This is a genomic window from Pseudarthrobacter raffinosi (assembly GCF_023913835.1).
Lineage (GTDB): Bacteria > Actinomycetota > Actinomycetes > Actinomycetales > Micrococcaceae > Arthrobacter > Arthrobacter raffinosi.
In genome coordinates, this window is the sequence record NZ_JAMXBG010000004.1 from 21697 (window position 1) to 38785 (window position 17089).

Sequence of the window (17089 nt, forward strand, 5' to 3'; positions counted from 1 at the left end):
AGAATGGAGCCATGGAAACGAACTGGCTTACAAAAGACGAATTGGCTGCCTGGGTGCGGCTGTATACGGTGGTCGAGCTGCTGCCCAATGTGTTGGACTCCCAGCTGCGCCGTGACGCGGACCTGACCAGTTTTGAGTACTACGTGCTCGCGATGCTCTCCGAAGCCCCTGACCGGACCCTGCGAATGACCGCCCTGGCGGCCCGGACCAGCGCCACGCTGCCCCGCCTGTCCCACGTCGTCAAGCGGCTCGAGGCGCGCGGTCTAATGGAGCGCTTTCCCTGCCCCGAGGACCGGCGTGCAACCAACGCCCGCATCACCGATGATGGATGGCGCAAAATCCTGGAAGCCGCGCCGGGCCATGTGGCAAACGTCCGCAGTCACGTCATTGACGCGCTCACTCCCGAACAGCTCGGCCAGCTCCGGGGGATCGCCGATGCCCTCCTGGGGAGGCTGGATCCTGATGCGGCTATGGCGCCCCTCTATCGCCGTCATGACGTGACTGCATGAGCCCCCTCGCCAGTCCCGCTCAGAAAATACTGCGCACAGTCGACAAATTAGTTGACGCAACAACCATTTACTCTTAGAGTGGTACTTGAAACATCAACTAAACTTCCGAAGGCCGGGCTTGAACCGCCCCCTTCAGGAAGCCAAGACAAAAGGAACGATCCCATGACTTCTCCGGTCTATCCCGCTGCCACGCAGTCCAATCTCGCCCGTACAGTCCTGCGCCTGGCCGTGGGCGTTGTCTTCTTTGCCCACGGCTGGCAGAAGATCTTTGAATACACCATCCCGGGCACGCAGGCCGCTTTCGTTCAGATGGGGGTACCGGCTGCTCAGCTGGTTGCTCCCGCCATCGGCGTTCTGGAACTCCTTGGGGGCGCCGCCATCATTCTTGGCGTACTGGTCCGCCCAGTGGCCGCCCTCCTGGCACTGGACATGCTCGGCGCCCTGTTCCTGGTCCACGCGCCGGCCGGCATCTTCGCTGACAAAGGCGGATACGAACTCGTGCTCGTCCTCGCGGCCGGCGCGGCAGCCCTCGCCATCGTCGGGGCAGGCCGGTTCTCCATCGACGCCCTGGTCTTCGGCCGCAGCCAGAACCGCACTATCGCAGCCCTGGCCTAAGCAGCAGGCAGCCTCAAGACAAAGCACGGCGCCCGGAACCCGCACAAACGGGTGCCGGGCGCCGTTCTTGGTTACCGACTCGATCGGATGATTCTGAGCGTATCCTCCTTGCACCATGCGGAGCCGTGAAATGAGGCATGGAGGGATGCTTGATGCAGGCGTCCTCGAGGAGCTTCTCCAGCCGCTGGATCTCCCGGGTCCGTTCCCGGGTGATGATGGTCCTGGCCCGGGTCAGGTCACGCAGTTCACGGATCGGCGGCGGGGGCACAAACGAGGCACGGACCAGCCCGTGGGCGCCCAGATCGGCCAGCCAGGCAGCGTCGGAGACATCGGTTTTGCGGCCCGGGACGTTCCTGGCATCACGGGCGTTGACCAGAACGACATTCAGGCCCTCGTCCTCGAGCAGGTAGTAGAAGGGACGCCAGTAATCACCGGTCGCTTCCATCACCACCAGGCTCACCCGCTCCTTGAGCAGGTGTTCCTTCAGGTTCAGAATCTGGCCGGTCATCGCACCCCAAGTGGTGACCGTAGAGGCAGTTGCCTTCGCTCCGCGGCCCTGGACACGGACGCAGACCTTCGCGTCCTTCTTCGAAATATCAATACCCGCGCACCGCGGGTGGATCACTTCCATCCCGGATCACCCTTCCCAGTCATTCCGGCAGGAATCAAGGTGCATGCGTTCCGGGGAGGGCGGATAAAACGACAAATCTGACATTCGTGCTCAAAGGCAACAATCCACGGTCCCGCGGACAACAAAACTGTGCCCTCCACCACCAAACTAGTCCACAGGCTCACCGGCACCATAGGGGAATCGGGGTCCACCGAAACACACACATCAAGTGTGTCCCCACAGCCTCTGCAAGCACCAGAGATCCACCGGATCAGAGGTGACCCGGCCAAATTTTCCATCCCCACGGCGGAGCGAAGCACCTCAGGAACTAGGCCCGGGAGCAGGAAATCGAGCTCGTCCATGCCGACAAATCTGGTGAAAAGGGCGCCCGCTACGGTCACTTTGCGGCGGTGGTTCCGGAGGTTGCGAGGTCGATGCCACGGGTTTCCGGGAGGCCGAAAGTGGCGAAGAGGCTCACCAGGCTCACGCCGGCCAGAAGCAGCCCGATGGCGGGACTCCCCAGGCTGGCGCCGAGCGATGCGGCCACCAGTGGCGTGATGCCGCCGCCGACGAGCGCTCCGAGGTTGTAGGCCATTCCGGCACCTGTGTAGCGGTAACGGGTGGCGAAGAGCTCCGGCAGGAAGGCGCCCACCGGACCGTAGATTCCGGCGACGATCAGCAGCGTGCCGGACAGCCCGACTGCAAACGACCAGGTGGTGCCGATGTCGAGAATCGGGAAAAGCAGGAGCGACCAGGGGATCGCCACGACGCACGAGCCAACGATCACGGCTCGGCGGCCGATCCGGTCGGAGAGCACTGCGCTGCCAATAGTTCCTGCTGCGAAGAACATCGCGCCGACGATTCCCAGCGAGAGGATGGTGGGTCGGCTGTGGCCAAGGCCCTCGGCACTTGTGCCATAGCTGCTGAGAAAGGCTGTGCCGATGTAGAAGAAAGCGAAGAGCATCATGGTGGAGGCGCCGCCCAGGAGGATCTGGCGTGGCTGGTTTCGCACCGACTCCCACACGGGTAGCTTGCGGGGCCCGGCCGGGACGGCGCTCGAGTTGCTGGCCTCCTTGAAGACCGGAGTCTCTTCGATCTTGAGGCGGATGTAGAGACCGATCATAACGAGCACTGCACTTCCGATGAAAGGAATGCGCCAGCCGTACGTGAGGAATGCCTCCGACTTGTCGCCGAGTGACAGATTGATGATGAGGAAGGTTGCACTCGCGAGGGCGAAGCCAATCGACGGGCCCAGCTGGGGGAAGGCTGCGAAGAGGCCCCGGTGTTTGGGCGGGGCGTACTCGGCGGCCATCAGTGCCGCGCCGGCCCATTCGCCGCCGACAGCGAATCCCTGAAGAAAGCGGAGAACAACGAGGATGATCGGCGCGGCGATCCCGATTACGCTGGCGTCGGGCAGCAGCCCGATGGTGACGGTCGCGATGCCCATGATGAGCAGTGTGCTGACGAGCGTTTTCTTGCGCCCCAGCCTGTCACCGAAGTGGCCGAACAGGACGGCACCAAGGGGGCGCGAGACGAAGGCCACGGCAAAGGTTCCGAATGAGGCGAGAGTGCCGGCGGCCGGGCCGAGCGCCGGGAAGAAGACCTGGGGGAAGACGAGGGCCGCAGCCGTACCGTAGATGAGGAAGTCGTAGAACTCGATGATGCTGCCCATCGAGCTGGCGACGGCGACCCTGGCCATCGAGGTGCGGCGCGGACCGGACCGGTTCGCAACCGGTGCGAGGCTTTCGAGCATGCGATATCTCCTTTGACATCGGTCGTCGAAACGAGGTTTGTTTCGACGCGAAGATGTCATCGTGCCAGCGCCGTGCGTTCGCCACCACCTCCCGATGGAGGTGTTTTCGCGCCACCGGTCAGGGCAAAAGGCGGAGCCGGCGTGCGGCCACTACGGCCTCCGCACGGCTGTGCGCGTCCAGTTTCGCCATGATCGTCTGCATGTAGCTCTTCACGGTCACTGCCTTGAGTGAGAGCCGTTTGCCGGTTTCGGCATAGGAACAGCCGAGCGCCACTTGGGCGAGCACATCCGTCTCCCGCCGGGTGAGGTGCGGGACGCCGGCCGGCGCCGCGTCGGAGCCCTCGAGCCGTGCGGTCACGGCGATGATGCGCTGGGCGAGTTCGGGATCAGTCGTGGTGCTGGCCACCGAGAGGAGCTCGGCATGCGCGAGCCGGACGGTCTCGATGAGGTTCCGGTCCGGTGGCTCCGCGGCCAGGCTTTGGACGACCCGGAGAATCGAGACTCGGTGGTCCACCTCGTCCCGAATGGCCAGTTCCCGCGAGATCCTCGAGGCGCCGGTGCTGAGTTCGGTCACCACGGACTCGCCGATCGATGTCCGCTCCCGCGTTGCCGCGTAGAGGACACACCGGGCACGGCCGTCTACGAGGATGGGGAGCGCCACCATAGTCCGCAGCCCCTCGATGCGTACGGCGGCGTCATGATGATGGGTGATGCTGTCCGAGTCAAAGTAATCGGCCACCCCGACCGTGCGCGCCTGGGAGAGGGCCCGCCCGCCCACCCCCTCCCCGGGCTGCACGCTGAGGTTCTTCAGACCGTGCGTCGTGGTGCCGAAGAACTCGGTGATGGTGAGCTCGGTGCGGTTGACGAGGCCTGCGAAGAACACCGCTGAGCCTGTCCGGGCTGCGGTTTCCCGGATCGCCCGCTTCAGCAGGTCGCGGTCGCTCGGACGGTAGACGTCGTTGTCACTCCCTGTCATAGGGCCCTTCCCCGGTTAGATGGAGCAGGTGGACTGAGCAGCCGGATGGAGCAGGCTAGACGGAGCGGCCGTCGATCTTGTCCTGGATGCGCCGCGCCAGCTCAGCAGTGGGTGTCGAGCGGGGAAAAACAGCCACAACCAGGTCGTCCCCGGCCGGGACGGATGCGGGGCCGCCCTGCGGCAGTACCCCGAAAATACGGCGCACCGCCAACAGCTCGTGTTCCAGGTTCTGGAGGGAACCGCGGGAGGAGTCCAGCATCATTTCGCGCAGCACATAGTTATGGGTTGAGGTGACAGCAGCGGCGAACCGGATTGCATCAAGCGTTGATATGCCCGGCAGTGCCTGGCGAAGGTAGTCCGAGAAAAGACGTTCATAGCGGGAGACCATGATCGTTTCCCGGTCCCGCAGCGCGGGCACCGCCTGCACCACGTGGTAGCGCTTTTGGGACAGCTTTCGGCGTTCGGAAAATTTCACGAAGACCAGCTCTGCGGCCTGGCACACAGCCTCCCACGGATCGGGATGGCTGGCTGCCAGGTAAACCGTCAGCTCGGTGAGCAGGGCTTCGTGGTCCGCAAAGATCACGTCTTCCTTAGCGCGGAACTGACGGAAGAAGGTGCTGCGGGAGATTCCGGCAGCGAGGGCAATATCGTCCACGCTGGTCGGGTCGTAGCCATTGTCGGTGAACAGATCCAGCGCGGCCTCGGCCACGCCGGAACGGAAATTAGCCACTGATGCCATCCCGGTACAGTAGCAGCGCGTCACCCTGTCCGCCGCCGCCACAAAGCGCGACGGCGGATTTGCCGCTCCCGCGCCGCATTAGTTCATGGACGGCCGAGACCACCAGCCGCGCTCCGGAGGCGCCGATCGGATGTCCGATGGCGATGGCTCCGCCGTTGATGTTCACCTTGTCCAAACCGACGCCCAGGGCTGCTGCGGAGTGGGCCACCACCGAGGCGAAGGCCTCGTTGATCTCCACAAAGTCAAGATCCCCGGCCGTCCAGCCGGCGCGCGCGAGGGCCGCGGTGATTGCCTGTGCCGGCTTGTCCGGCAGTGTTGTGTCGGGCCCGGCGATCTGCCCGGCGGGCCCGACGACGGCCAGCACCTCGAGCCCGTGGGCATCGGCGTACTCGCGGGTCACCAGCACGACGGCGGCGGCGCCGTCGCTCAGCGGTGAAGCATTTCCGGCGGTGACTGTTCCCTCCGCGGTGAAGGCCGGCTTTAGCCCGGCCAGCACCTCCTGCGTGGATTGCGGGCGGACGCCCTCGTCATCGCCTACCAGTACGGGCGCGCCGCGCTTCTGCGGCACCGAAACAGGGACGATTTCGGCGCTGAATCTTCCCTCGGCCCGGGCCGCGGCTGCCCGCTGGTGGGACAGCGCCGCGATAGTGTCCTGCACCTCGCGGGAGAGCTGAAGGTCCGCGTTGGCGCGGTCCGTGGCAATGCCCATGAGCTCCTGGTCAAAGGCATCCGTGAGCCCATCATGGCTGGCCGAGTCCACGGCCGTGATGCCGCCGTAGAGGTAACCGGCGCGCGAGCCGGTGAGCAGGTGCGGCGCCTGACTCATGGATTCCTGGCCGCCGGCGACCACCACATTCGCCTCGCCCAGTTTGAGCAACCGGACGCCCTCGATGATGGCACTCAGCCCGGAGAGGCAGACCTTGTTCACCGTGACGGCGGGGGCACTGAGCGGTATTCCTGCCGCGACGGCGCTTTGCCGCGCGGGGTTCTGGCCCGCGCCGGCCGTCAGGACCTGGCCCACGATGACCGCGTCGACGGACGCCGGTCCGATCCCGGAGCGCTCCAGGGCCGCGGCGATGGCCGCGGCGCCCAGCTGCACAGCGCTTTGTGAAGCCAGCTGGCCCATCAGCTTTCCTTGAGGGGTGCGGGCCGCGCCCACAACAACTATGTCCTGGCTACTCATTTAGTGGGTTCCTTGCTGGGGGCGGGGGCGCTGAGGTCCAGGGCACGTAGCCGCGACTTCAGGACTTTGCCGGTGGAGTTGTGAGGGAGCTCTTCGGGGAAAAGGATCCTGTCCGGAACCTTGAATCCTGAGAGCAGGCCCTTGACGTGCGAGCGGATCTCCTCGGCCGTGACCGAGCTGGAGCTGCTGCGGATGACAAAGGCCACCGGGCGTTCGCCCCATTTCTCGTGCGCGACGCCGATCACGGCCACGTTCAGCACCGCCGGGTGGCTCATAATGGCTTGCTCCACCTCAATTGTGGAGATGTTTTCTCCGCCGGAGATGATGATGTCCTTGGCCCGGTCCTTGAACTGGATGTAGCCGTCGGGATGCATCACGCCGAGGTCGCCGGTATGGAACCAGCCGCCGCGGAAGGCGTCGGCCGTGGCCTCGGGATCCTTGAAGTAACCGAGCATCACGTTGTTACCCCGCAGCACGATTTCGCCCAGCGTTGCGCCGTCGGCCGGGACATCGAGCATGTCCAGATCCACGATGCGCGCCGTCTCGGCCTGCAGCATCCCCACCCCCTGGCGGGAGATCTTGACGGCCCTGTCCTGGGCGGAAAGATCATCCCACTCGGTTTGATGCTCACAGATCGTGTACGGGCCGTACACCTCGGTCAACCCGTAAACGTGGACCACGCTGATCCCGATTGACTCCAGTGACGCGATGATCGCGGGCGACGGCGGCGCCCCCGCCGTCGTGATCCGCAGCGGCACCTTGAGCTCGTGGGCCTGGGGTGCGCCGGCAATAATGCTGCACACCGTGGGGGCGCCACAGAGGTTGGTGACTCCGAGAGTGTCGATGGCGTCCCAGACGGCGTCGGCGCGCACTGCCCGCAGGCAGATGTGGACGCCTGCGGCCGCCGTCACGGCCCAAGTGGTGCACCAACCGTTGCAGTGGAACATCGGAAGGGTCCAGAGGTAGCGCGTGTCGCCGGTGAAGTGATTGTGGAAGGTTTCCCCGAGCGAGTTCAGGTAGGCACCGCGATGCGAATACAGCACTCCCTTGGGCTTGCCCGTGGTGCCGGAGGTGTAGTTGAGCGTGATCGGGGCGCGTTCGTCCTCTACGCTCCACGGAAGATCTGCGTCCTGGTGTCCGGACGCGGCGAGGAAGTCTGCGTACTGCGTCGTGCCGATGCCTGCCGGGACGTCCGGATACGGGATGGTGCTGTCAGGCACTTCGATCACCTCAGCCAGCTGTGTCAGGCCCAGGTCCATTCCCGCCACGGTGGCCAGCAGTTCCGAATCGGCAAACAGCAGCCTGGCTTCGGAATGCTCCAGGATGTATTGGAGTTCCCTGGCGGACATCCGCGAGTTCAGGGCCACCAGGACGCCGCCAGCCAGGGGGACGGCGTAATGGGCAATCAGCAGTTCCGGCACATTAGGACACAGGAAGGCCACCCGGTCTCCGGGCTGGATCCTGCTCTTGATCGCTTTGGCCAGCCCCTGGGCTTCGGCGGCGAAGTCCCGGTACGTATAGGAGCGGTCACCGTGGATGATCGCCGTCTTCTGTCCGAACACCTCGGCGGAGCGCTGCAGGAACCGCAGGGGGCTCAGCGGGGTTTCATTGGGAAGTTCAACTGTGGTCATGGCGAATCCTTAGGCGAAGGCGCTTTGTCCGGTGACATCGCGGCCGATCAATAGGGTCTGAATGCTTTGCGTTCCTTCGTACGTATGTATGGATTCGATGTCGAGAAGGTGCCGGATCACGTGGTTTTCCAGCAGGATGCCGTTGCCGCCCAACATGTCGCGGGCAATGGACGCCAGCTCGCGGGCCTTGCGGGTGTTGTGGTACTTCGCCATCGAGGCCTGGGTGGGGCGCATCTCGCCGGCCGCATCAAGTCCCGCGAGGTGGAAACAGTGCAGCTGCATGCTGGTCAGCTCCGAGAGCATGTACGCCAGTCGCTCCTGGACAAGTTGGAACTTTGCCAGCGGCTTGCCGAACTGTGTCCGCTGCGTGGCATAGTTCAACGCGGCTTCGTAGACGGCGGTGGCGTGGCCGAGAGCGGACCAGGCGACCCCCAAACGCGTGGCAACAAGGATTTCGGACGTGTCCTTGAAAGTGCGGGCGCCGGGGAGAAGATTGGCCTTTGGAATGCGGACGTTGTTCAGCTTGATCCGGGCCTGGTGGATTGCGCGCAGCGAGGCCTTTCCGGTGATGGTTTCGGCCTCGTAACCCTCCCGGTCCTGTTCCACCAGGAAACCACGGACATCGCCGTCGTCATCGCGTGCCCATACCACCGTGACATCGCCTACGGAGCCGTTGCCGATCCACTTCTTCTCGCCATTGAGGACGTAGTCCTCCGCGTCGAGCGAGGCGGTGGTTTCCAGTGCCACGGAATCGGAGCCGTGGTCCGGTTCCGTCAGGGCGAAGGCGCCGAGCTTTTCGCCGCGGGCCAGCGGACCGAGCCAGGTCCGGCGCTGGGTGTCGGAGCCAAAAAGGGCAATCGTCCGCAGTACCAGGCCGCCCTGGACTGCGATGACAGTGCCCAGGGAACCGTCCCCGCGGGAGACCTCCATGTTGACCAGGCCGGCGGCCAGCGCGGACATGGGCTCCAGGCCCTGTACGTCAATGCCATCGGCCAGGAGGTTCATGGTGCCCATCCGCTTGGCCAGATGGGCGGGGAACTCGGCCCGTTCCCAGTAGTCGTTCATCTGCGATATGGCCTCCGCGGTGAAATCCCGGGCACGCCTCCACGCTTCGCGGTCGGGTGCGGAAATGTTGGCGAAGACGGAGTAGTAGTCCGTGTCCAGCGGTTCAGCGACGTCATAGTCGGGCATGGGCTTACATCCTTTTTTGGGGAGGAATTGAGAAATGGCGCGGAGGTGGCGGCGCTTGTTTGAGGCGGGCCGCGCGGCCCTGGCTATCAGGCGAAGCCGGACCCGGGGTGGAAATCTTTACCCCACACACGCCGGGAGGCGCCGCTTTGGTCTAGCAGCGGGGTGAGGCCCCCCAGACGCTGGGGGAAGTTGGCGCCCAGCAGCATGCACAAATCCACTTCCGCCGGACCGGCCACCACCTTTTCGGCGAGCATCAGGCCCACCTCCTCGGCCAGGGCGTCAAGTATCCCTGCCCTGATGGCCTCCGCGTCAGGTGCCGGCACCGAATCTCCGGCATCGGCAGACGGCAGCAAGGCGGCCGCCTCGGGAAGCACCGTGCCGGACTTAGCGAGGTAGCCGCGCAGCCGGGCATCCGCAATGGCTGCCAGGCTGGTACTGACATAAAACCGGTCAGGGTAGGCGGCGTGCATGGTCTCGCAGATGTGCAACTGGACCGCGGGTCCGATGAAACCCAGCAGCGTCAGCGGGGTCATGGGTAGCCCGTGCGGGTCCAGGGCATGGTCCGCCAGCTCGATATCCGTCCCGTCATCAATGACCTGCAGCAGTTCGCAGAACAGCCGGGTCAGGATCCGGTTCACGACAAAGCCCGGCGTGTCCGTTACCAGGACCGCAGTCTTGCCCAGAAGCCGGGCAAGCGAACAAGCGGTGGCGACGCTGACGTCGTCGTTGCTTTCAGTGCTGATGATTTCCACGAGCGGCAGCACAGCCACCGGATTGAAGAAATGCAGTCCCACCAGGCGTTCCGGATGGGCCAGGCCGTGACCCATCGCCGTCACGGAAAGGGACGACGTATTCGTCAGGAGCAGCGCATCAGTGCGCAGCAGGGGCTCGATCTCCGCGAAGACGGCGCGTTTGACGGCCAACTCCTCGAACACCGCCTCGATGACCACATCGCAGTCCCGGTACTCGCGCTTATCCACGGTGCCGCGGACAAGACTTCCCAAGTCGCGGGCCGCCGTTTCGCTGAGTTGCCCCCGGCTCACCAGCTTCTCCAAGTGCCCGGCGATCCAGCCAAGCGCGCCATCCACCTTTGCCTGGGAAAGATCCGTGATCAGGACCGGAACGCCGAGCTGTTTGGCAAAAACAAGGGCAAGCTGGCTCGCCATGAGCCCGGCCCCGATTACGCCAACGCTTCGGACGGGGCGCGGATCGGCGCTGGGTGCGCCCGCCGGCCGCTGCCGTTGAGTGTCCAGTAGGGCCGCGGCATACGCCTGCGCCGATTTTCCGGGCGACTTGCCGGCGTCGACGGCAGCGCCCGTGAGTGAGGCAGTTTCTACGACATTGTCAGGAACCATGTCACCGTTCTACAGTGAAACTGAGTGTCAAGTCAACTGATACTCAGTTTCAAAGAAGGTGATTGTGGCTTTGGAACGGCTGGGTTGGCGCGATGATCTCCGAGATAGTTCCCTTTTCTGTGCGCCTCAATTCGGCTGATGTCGCAGTAGGGCGAGACTAAATCGGGGCTATGCGAGACAATGGGAACGGCGGCCGCCACGCGCAACAGTGAGAGCAGTCACATTGGCCGGACGTCTGTTCAGCCGGTGTGGACTGTAAGTCTCAATGAGGAGGAACGATGGGTAACGAAGCCGAAACTCCGGACGCAGCGGCGTCCGTGGACTTCGAACAGGTCCAGTCGACAGAGCGGTTCCAGGAACTGCGCAAACGTCACCGTAGCTTTGTCTTTCCCATGGCCATTGCATTCCTGCTCTGGTATTTCGCATACGTCCTGCTGGCTGACTACGCCGTCGAGTTTATGTCCACCAAAGTGTGGGGAAACATCAACATCGGCCTGATCCTGGGCCTGCTGCAGTTCGTCTCCACGTTCGCCATTACCGGTTGGTATGTGAGCTACTCCAACCGGAAACTGGACCCCATCGCCGCCGAAATCCGCCACGAAATCGAAGGCCACGAGTTCGACCAATCCGGCAACCGAGTGGACGGAGCGGCGAAATGAGAGGGACCCGGTTCCTGTGAGAAGCCGTGTCTTACGGCTTGAGAGGCGGAATCCCGGCTTTTCCAGGGGTCTGCCCTTTCGCCTTGGAGCCCTTCCATAGATGATGGGAGCGGTGGCTGCTTTCGGTATGCAGCACCAAGACGGGGCAGTCCGCGTGGGCAACACACGCAGTGCTCACGGAGCCGAGGTGCATGCCAAGGAAGCCCCCATGGCCCCGGCGTCCAACCACCAGCAATGAAGCGCCGGCCGCCACTTCCACGAGCTTCGCCGCAGCCGGTCCGCGGACCAGTTGCGAGGTCAGTCTTTCCGGAGTCTCCTCACCGAACGCCTTTTCCAAGGCGTCCGCAAGAGTCTTCGCCGCAGCCGCTTCAAACCGGGCGAAATCGGGTGGAACATATCCGGCGTAAATCTCCGGAAAATCCCAACAGGCAATAGCGACAATGGTGGCGTTCAGGGCCGGAGCCAGCTGTGCCCCCAGACGGAGGGCCTGGATGGACGATTCCGAACCGTCCACACCGACAAGAACCTTGGCTTCCGCATCCATGATCATTCTCCTTCGAAGGTGAATCCCCTGGTTGTTCCTAGTCTGCAGCTCCCATTAGCGGTAGCTGTGTGCCGAGCATATGCGCACCCGCAGGCGAACGGAACTGCCTACGGATGTTTCTCGGGTCTGTCCGGGAATCCGATGCTATTTAGGTCCAATCACCGAAGTAGCCGCATGGGCTAAAGCAGTGTCCACGGGTCCGTCCAAACCGTGTAACCACTCGCCTTATCGACAAATTCGCGGGAGCAAGAGCCTTGAGCTGCTATCCAGAGACCGGATGAGTCGGGCATGACATCACCCTGGGCTCCTCCTTCTACCGCTGTGGGCTGATTTCGTTTTCGTAGTCATTCATAGTGGGCCACGACTGGAGCTACAAACTTGAGGAACTGCCTGAACCGGAGAAGCTTCCGCCGCTGCTGCCATAGCCCGTGGTTCCGCCGGCGCCCCTGGCAGAGCTGACGCTGCCCACGCCGGTGTTCAGGCCAGAGTTGGAGGCAGGAACAGAGAAGAAATAGTAGGACGGGTAGACGGGGCCGAGGATGCTGGGTTCGTAAGTCTGCTTACGGTGGCGGTCCGTGCCTTCCTGCGCGTTCTCCATCTCCGTGCGCATGAGCTTTGCTTCGCGGTCGGTCTTGGTAAGACCCTCGATCACGGTTTCTGCGTGGTTCTTCAGGAGAACTGAAAGATGGCTCCTGGCGTCGCGCAACCCGTCCAAGGCAGTTTCCGGTGTGATCGTGCCGTCCGCGAGTTCTGCGGTCCAGCGCTCGATCTCGGGCAGGCTCGCGTCACGGAAGGACCTGAGGGCCGCGGCGGTGGCGGAGTCACGTTGCCCGTGACGTTTGCTGAGCAGTTGCTCCACGCCCGCCAGATCGCTGCGGAAGGGCGCCAGCTGCCGGTCCCAAGCTGTGGGCCAGGCAGTGAGCTTGTTGAGCAACGCGTTGCTGTCGGCAATGACGTCGTCCAGGGCGTCCAGTTCCGCCGCCGCATCTGCGTACTCCCGCACCAGCTTGAGGTTCGACCGGCGGCCCAACGCCTTCGGTGTCAGGGCCTGGACCCGGTTCGAGAGCCCGGTGGTGGCGTTGTACCGGTTGAGGAAATTGCGGTGATTTCCACAACACTGCTGCCATAGGAAGAGGACTGGGGGATGGTGCGGGCATTCAGTTCCGTGACATCCAGGTCCGTGCTCACACTGGCATAGCTCCGGTCTCCGCGCGCCAAGTCCTTCCGGCTGCCCGCCCTTGTCACCGCACCCACCGTTAGCCATGCCGCAATGCCCAGGGCGGCCAAGGCGCCGGTCACCCACGCAGCGACCTGGAATGCCGTGGACCGGTACCAGGGCTGGTTGATCAGTTCGGCACCGCGCCGGACTCCGGCGATGGTTCCGTCCGTCCATTGGGCGTCCCGCAGGAGGTCCTTTGCGGCATTTTGGATGTCATCCCTTTATTCCAGCGAGACCTTGCGGTCCTCGCCCATATAGGTGCTCACATGCCGGCCGACAGGATCGAGCGCAAAGATGAAGAGCCCGTTGGCCCACTTCTGCCCGTCGGGACTGATCCAGTCCGGGTGTTCCGCGCAGGCTCCGTTAACGCCCACCGCCATGATTTGAGCACCGCTGTCGCTGAAGCTCGCGTCGCCGCGGCCGCGAACCGTGCCGGTTGAGGCCGCCATAGCGGCATCTGCGCGAGGGATGGGGCCCTGGAAGACGGAATGCCTGAGGGTATGTTCAGCTGCCTGACATGTCTCCCCGACGAGATCGCCACGCTCTGCAACTCCGGAAACTGACCTCCGGAAACAGCTGTATCGTTACCGGCCAATCCACTGCATCCCGGGCTACTAGCCGGGTAATGCTGGGATAACGCAGTCGCCGAGAATTTCTCGCACCTCGATCAGGAATCCTTGGCCGCGTAACCGAAATACAACGACGAAACTGTCTCAAAAACTTGACGTGCGCATGCTCTATGGAATGGGCAGATGAGGCACCAGCCAAGAGCGTCGCCCGACCACCTGAATTGTCCCGGGCCCTCGCCCTGGACAACGTCGGGTGGCCGCCAACCGCATACCCTAATAACCGACGGAAGTCACCTCCGCCTGTTCCACCGGACCGACGCGTAGACCACACTCCTGGACTCTACGGACTCGAGGGACTCCTTCCGCCGGGAAACCAGCATCACCCGTGGCATCAACAGCGCCGTCTAGAAGCAGCACGGGGCAGGAATATCTTACGAATGACGCCAAAGCTACGTGGACCGTTCGCCACCGTGACGGTCCGGGGTGCTTGGAAGGACAGGAGTCTGATCCAATCAGGCTGGTGGTCCTGCAGCTGCACGTCCGTCAGTGCAGTGGCAGTCTCCTGGACAACTAGGGCGGCCTCCAGTTCGGCGAGCTTGGCGCCGAGGCAGCGGTGGATGCCGGAGCCAAAAACAATGCCATGGCTGGTGGATTGACCGCGGTGGGCCGTCTCCGCAGGCATGGACTGGCTCGCGAGTGCGGCCGGTGACGTGATTTGGTTGCCGCTGAGTTCGAGGAGGATTTCGGTGCCTGAAGGAATTCGGGCGTCACCGAGGTTCGTATCGTGGGCTGCCACCCGGCGCCACGTGGGGACGGATGATTCGGTGGCCAGCACGTGCCGGACCATGGCCCTGGAACCGGCGTCGGATGCCGCGTCCTTCCAGCCCACGGGCGCGGACCCTTCCAGGAGCCGGAACAGCGTGGTGCTGATCAGTTGGGTGGTTGTTTCCTGTCCGGCGATCAGCAGGAAGTAGCCCAGCGAGCAGATTTCAGTCGTCGACAGGCCGTGCTCTGCCAAGGATTTGAACAGGTTCCGTCCGGGGGCCGCCCTGGATTCCGCGACGAGCTTCCGCAGCCAGACGTAGAAATCTGCGGCGCTGTGGGCCAGTTCGAGTTGCCGGTCTTGGTCCGGCCAGCCCCAGAACAGCTCCATGGACTCACGGCCCCACCGCTTGAGGTCCGCAAGATCCCGAACGGGCAGCCCGAGGAGTTCGAGCATGACGACTGCCGGGGGAAAAGCAGCCACCGCCTGCACGAGGTCCACGCTTCCGGAGAAGCCGAGCTGGTCCGCGGCGTTTCGTGCCGCTTCCTGGGCCAGCTCCCGGATCCGCGGCTCCATGGCGGCGACCGTGGCAGGGGTGAAAAAGCCCGCCACGACCTTGCGGATCCCGGCGTGTGTGTCCGTGTCGTTGCTGGCCAGCACGGGAGGCAACGCAAAGCGGACGCGCTGCAGCACGCGCAGGGCGGGCCCTTCCAGTGGCGTCACGGCGACCAGGGCATTCGCGGGGCTGAAGTCGGCAGGCCGGTGCAGCACTTCGCGGACCGCGTCCGGGTCGCGCACCACGAGGTACGGGCAGCGGGCCCCGTCGGAGCCTTCCGTCTGACGCATGGTCTCCGTCTGTCCCGGACCTCCCACCCGCGGCTTCTCGGTTCTGGCGGTCATCATCGCCGGATTCATGCGGGCAGGCCGTTCAGCCATGCAGCCGCACCGGCGCGGAAAGCAGCCGGGGGCAGTTCCGAGGCCTGCTCGGGAAGGGCGCCGAGCAAGGGCGCCCGCAACGAATCGAGCACCTGCCGGTTGCTGTGGTGTACGAAGTCGGGTTTTCCGGGCCAGCTTCCGAGCACCACCCCAAGGACCTGCAGGTCCCGCGCGTCCAGCGCTTCGAGGGTCAGGGCGGTGTGGTTCAGGGTACCGAGCCCCGGCCGGGCGACCAGCACAAATGCGGCCGCCAGGAGGGATCCAAGCTCCGCCAGGGTGCCGCCGTCGGAATCCAACTCCACCAGCAGGCCGCCTGCGCCCTCCACCAGGACGTGATCGTGGGACGCGGCGAGCTCGCGGACCTTCTTGGCGTGCGCAGCCAGCGTTGGGAGCGGCGTTCCGTCGACGGCGGCAGCGGCGACGGGCGCCAGCGGCTCCTGCAGGACAACTCCGGTTTCTGCTGTCACGGCGCCGGCGAGCCGGACAATCTCGGCAGCGTCGGAATCGCCGTCGGCTGCTCCTGACTGGCACGGTTTGTAAACCGCGACGCTGCGCCCCGTTCCGTGGAGGACGGCGGCCAGGGCCGCCGTCGTGATGGTCTTGCCGACGCCGGTGTCCGTTCCGGTTACGAGGATGATGCCGGGCAGGTTCATGGAAGTTCCTCCAAAATGCTGCGCAGCACTGCGCAGCTGTCTTCGATTTCCTCGTGCGTCAGGGTGGCACGGGCGGTGAGCCGCAGCCGGGAGATTCCGTCCGGAACGGACGGTGGGCGGAAGCATCCGATCCGGACACCGGCAGTCCGCGCCGCCTCGGCAGCTGCCAGGGCTGATGCGGCGGACGGCATGGCGATGGACTGGACGGCCCCCGCCGTTTGCTCGACGGCGGCCCGGTCGGCCGCTGTCTGCTCGACGACGGCGCCGCGGGCTGCAAGGGCAGGGCCAAGCCCGGCGGCCAGGGCTGCAGCGTTGCTTCGCACGGATTCCGCCCGCCAGGGCTCATCCCGGATGATCCGCACCGCCGCGAGGGCTGCGGCGGCGGAGGCCGGCGCCAGCCCGGTGTCGAAGATGAAGCTGCGTGCCCGGTTGAGCAGGTGTTCCCGCAGCAGGGCGGATCCCAGGACCGCTCCGCCCTGGCTGCCCAGGGCCTTGGACAGCGTCGCGGTCACGACCACATTCGGGTGCCCGGCAAGGAAGGTTCCGGCCACCGCGCCGCGGCCCTGGAAGTCACCGGTGCCGATGACTCCGAGGCTGTGGGCCTCATCGATGAGCAGCACGGCGTCGTGGTCCTCGGCCAGGGCCAGCAGGGCAGCGAGCGGGGCTTCGTCGCCGAGGACGCTGTAGAGGGATTCGACGGCGATCAGCGCCCGCGGCTCCGACCGGCCGGCAAGCAGGCGGCCGGCGTCCTCCACGCTGTTGTGGGTGAACGATTCGGTGCGGGAGCGGCTGAGCCGGAAACCGTCGATCATGGAGGCGTGGCAGTGTTCGTCCGCAATGATCAGGGTTCCGGGGCCACCGAGCGCCGTGATCACACCGATGTTTGCCAGGTAGCCGGAGGAGAACACCAACGCCATTTCCATCCCCGCCAGCAGGGCCAGTTCCTCCTCGAGGTCCAGATGCAGCCGGGTGGTTCCGCCCACCAGGCGCGAGGACGTGGCGCCCGCGCCCCACAGCGACGCGGCCGCCGCAGCGGCCTCGGCAACCCGAGGGTCCGCCGCGAGGCCCAGATAGTCGTTGCTGGCCAGGTCGATGAACTGTTCGTCCGCGGCACGGGGGAGCGGGCGGCGGACCAGGCCCCGGCGGTCCCGGACCGCGGCCTGCCGCTCGAGCCACTGGATCAT

Annotated in this window: 14 protein-coding genes and 2 pseudogenes; 3 read left to right on the forward strand and 13 right to left on the reverse strand. The window is 64.7% G+C overall.

Annotated elements, in window-relative coordinates; all coding sequences use genetic code 11:
• Positions 1-11 precede the first annotated feature (11 nt).
• On the forward strand, positions 12-509 hold the full coding sequence (locus NG697_RS05050; protein WP_252613721.1) for a MarR family winged helix-turn-helix transcriptional regulator: 498 nt from the start codon (positions 12-14) through the stop codon (positions 507-509).
• Positions 510-671: 162 nt separating this feature from the next.
• Positions 672-1124, forward strand: a complete 453-nt coding sequence (locus NG697_RS05055; protein WP_252613722.1) for a DoxX family protein — start codon at positions 672-674, stop codon at positions 1122-1124.
• A 136-nt stretch (positions 1125-1260) separates the two neighbouring features.
• Here the strand turns inward: NG697_RS05055 and NG697_RS05060 are convergent.
• The 8 genes and pseudogenes from NG697_RS05060 to NG697_RS05095 form a co-directional block, all read right to left on the reverse strand.
• A pseudogene (locus NG697_RS05060) lies at positions 1261-1755 on the reverse strand (IS110 family transposase); the annotation flags it as partial.
• A gap of 376 nt (positions 1756-2131) precedes the next feature.
• The gene (locus NG697_RS05065; RefSeq protein ID WP_252611973.1) at positions 2132-3487 is read right to left on the reverse strand and encodes an MFS transporter; all 1356 of its coding nucleotides are present in this window, start codon (positions 3485-3487) and stop codon (positions 2132-2134) included.
• Positions 3488-3605: 118 nt separating this feature from the next.
• Entirely contained in the window at positions 3606-4463 is an 858-nt protein-coding gene (locus NG697_RS05070) for a LuxR C-terminal-related transcriptional regulator (RefSeq protein WP_252611975.1), read from the reverse strand.
• A gap of 55 nt (positions 4464-4518) precedes the next feature.
• Positions 4519-5202 (reverse strand): TetR/AcrR family transcriptional regulator, encoded by a 684-nt coding sequence (locus tag NG697_RS05075; protein ID WP_252611977.1) that lies wholly within the window; start codon positions 5200-5202, stop codon positions 4519-4521.
• A complete protein-coding gene (locus NG697_RS05080) occupies positions 5186-6385 on the reverse strand; it encodes an acetyl-CoA C-acyltransferase (protein WP_252611979.1) in 1200 nt (399 codons plus the stop codon). The genes NG697_RS05075 and NG697_RS05080 overlap by 17 nt, the downstream gene beginning before the upstream one ends.
• Positions 6382-8016 (reverse strand): AMP-binding protein, encoded by a 1635-nt coding sequence (locus tag NG697_RS05085; RefSeq protein WP_252613723.1) that lies wholly within the window; start codon positions 8014-8016, stop codon positions 6382-6384. Before NG697_RS05085 ends, NG697_RS05080 begins: the two co-directional genes overlap by 4 nt.
• Before the next feature lie 9 nt (positions 8017-8025).
• A complete protein-coding gene (locus NG697_RS05090; RefSeq protein WP_252613724.1) occupies positions 8026-9207 on the reverse strand; it encodes an acyl-CoA dehydrogenase family protein in 1182 nt (393 codons plus the stop codon).
• Positions 9208-9293: 86 nt separating this feature from the next.
• Positions 9294-10562 (reverse strand): 3-hydroxyacyl-CoA dehydrogenase family protein, encoded by a 1269-nt coding sequence (locus tag NG697_RS05095; RefSeq protein ID WP_252611981.1) that lies wholly within the window; start codon positions 10560-10562, stop codon positions 9294-9296.
• A gap of 278 nt (positions 10563-10840) precedes the next feature.
• Here NG697_RS05095 and NG697_RS05100 point away from each other — a divergent pair, with 278 nt between their 5' ends.
• Entirely contained in the window at positions 10841-11221 is a 381-nt protein-coding gene (locus NG697_RS05100; RefSeq protein WP_252598698.1) for a DUF485 domain-containing protein, read from the forward strand.
• Positions 11222-11252: 31 nt separating this feature from the next.
• Here the strand turns inward: NG697_RS05100 and NG697_RS05105 are convergent, their stop codons facing one another.
• From NG697_RS05105 to NG697_RS05125, 5 genes and pseudogenes are all read right to left on the reverse strand, one after another.
• Positions 11253-11765, reverse strand: a complete 513-nt coding sequence (locus NG697_RS05105) for a universal stress protein (protein ID WP_252598699.1) — start codon at positions 11763-11765, stop codon at positions 11253-11255.
• Positions 11766-12135: 370 nt separating this feature from the next.
• A pseudogene (locus NG697_RS05110) lies at positions 12136-13433 on the reverse strand (DUF5129 domain-containing protein).
• Positions 13434-13944: 511 nt separating this feature from the next.
• On the reverse strand, positions 13945-15162 hold the full coding sequence (locus NG697_RS05115; protein ID WP_252598701.1) for a cytochrome P450: 1218 nt from the start codon (positions 15160-15162) through the stop codon (positions 13945-13947).
• Between the two features lie 65 nt (positions 15163-15227).
• Positions 15228-15905, reverse strand: a complete 678-nt coding sequence (gene bioD, locus NG697_RS05120; RefSeq protein ID WP_252598702.1) for a dethiobiotin synthase — start codon at positions 15903-15905, stop codon at positions 15228-15230.
• Positions 15902-17089: an aminotransferase class I/II-fold pyridoxal phosphate-dependent enzyme gene (locus NG697_RS05125; protein WP_374209899.1), complete on the reverse strand. Its 1188-nt coding sequence runs from the start codon at positions 17087-17089 to the stop codon at positions 15902-15904. The genes bioD and NG697_RS05125 overlap by 4 nt, the downstream gene beginning before the upstream one ends.

Excerpts from the sequence above, each read along its gene's own strand:
- NG697_RS05080 (WP_252611979.1), bottom strand. The coding sequence starts at position 6,385 with ATGAGTAGCCAGGACATAGTTGTTGTGGGCGCGGCCCGCACCCCTCAA.
- NG697_RS05090 (WP_252613724.1), bottom strand. The coding sequence starts at position 9,207 with ATGCCCGACTATGACGTCGCTGAACCGCTGGACACGGACTACTACTCC.
- NG697_RS05085 (WP_252613723.1), bottom strand. The coding sequence starts at position 8,016 with ATGACCACAGTTGAACTTCCCAATGAAACCCCGCTGAGCCCCCTGCGG.
- NG697_RS05075 (WP_252611977.1), bottom strand. The coding sequence starts at position 5,202 with ATGGCATCAGTGGCTAATTTCCGTTCCGGCGTGGCCGAGGCCGCGCTG.
- NG697_RS05100 (WP_252598698.1), top strand. The coding sequence starts at position 10,841 with ATGGGTAACGAAGCCGAAACTCCGGACGCAGCGGCGTCCGTGGACTTC.
- NG697_RS05055 (WP_252613722.1), top strand. The coding sequence starts at position 672 with ATGACTTCTCCGGTCTATCCCGCTGCCACGCAGTCCAATCTCGCCCGT.
- bioD (WP_252598702.1), bottom strand. The coding sequence starts at position 15,905 with ATGAACCTGCCCGGCATCATCCTCGTAACCGGAACGGACACCGGCGTC.
- NG697_RS05065 (WP_252611973.1), bottom strand. The coding sequence starts at position 3,487 with ATGCTCGAAAGCCTCGCACCGGTTGCGAACCGGTCCGGTCCGCGCCGC.
- NG697_RS05070 (WP_252611975.1), bottom strand. The coding sequence starts at position 4,463 with ATGACAGGGAGTGACAACGACGTCTACCGTCCGAGCGACCGCGACCTG.
- NG697_RS05105 (WP_252598699.1), bottom strand. The coding sequence starts at position 11,765 with ATGGATGCGGAAGCCAAGGTTCTTGTCGGTGTGGACGGTTCGGAATCG.
- NG697_RS05115 (WP_252598701.1), bottom strand. The coding sequence starts at position 15,162 with ATGCGTCAGACGGAAGGCTCCGACGGGGCCCGCTGCCCGTACCTCGTG.
- NG697_RS05050 (WP_252613721.1), top strand. The coding sequence starts at position 12 with ATGGAAACGAACTGGCTTACAAAAGACGAATTGGCTGCCTGGGTGCGG.
- NG697_RS05125 (WP_374209899.1), bottom strand. The coding sequence starts at position 17,089 with ATGATCCAGTGGCTCGAGCGGCAGGCCGCGGTCCGGGACCGCCGGGGC.
- NG697_RS05095 (WP_252611981.1), bottom strand. The coding sequence starts at position 10,562 with ATGGTTCCTGACAATGTCGTAGAAACTGCCTCACTCACGGGCGCTGCC.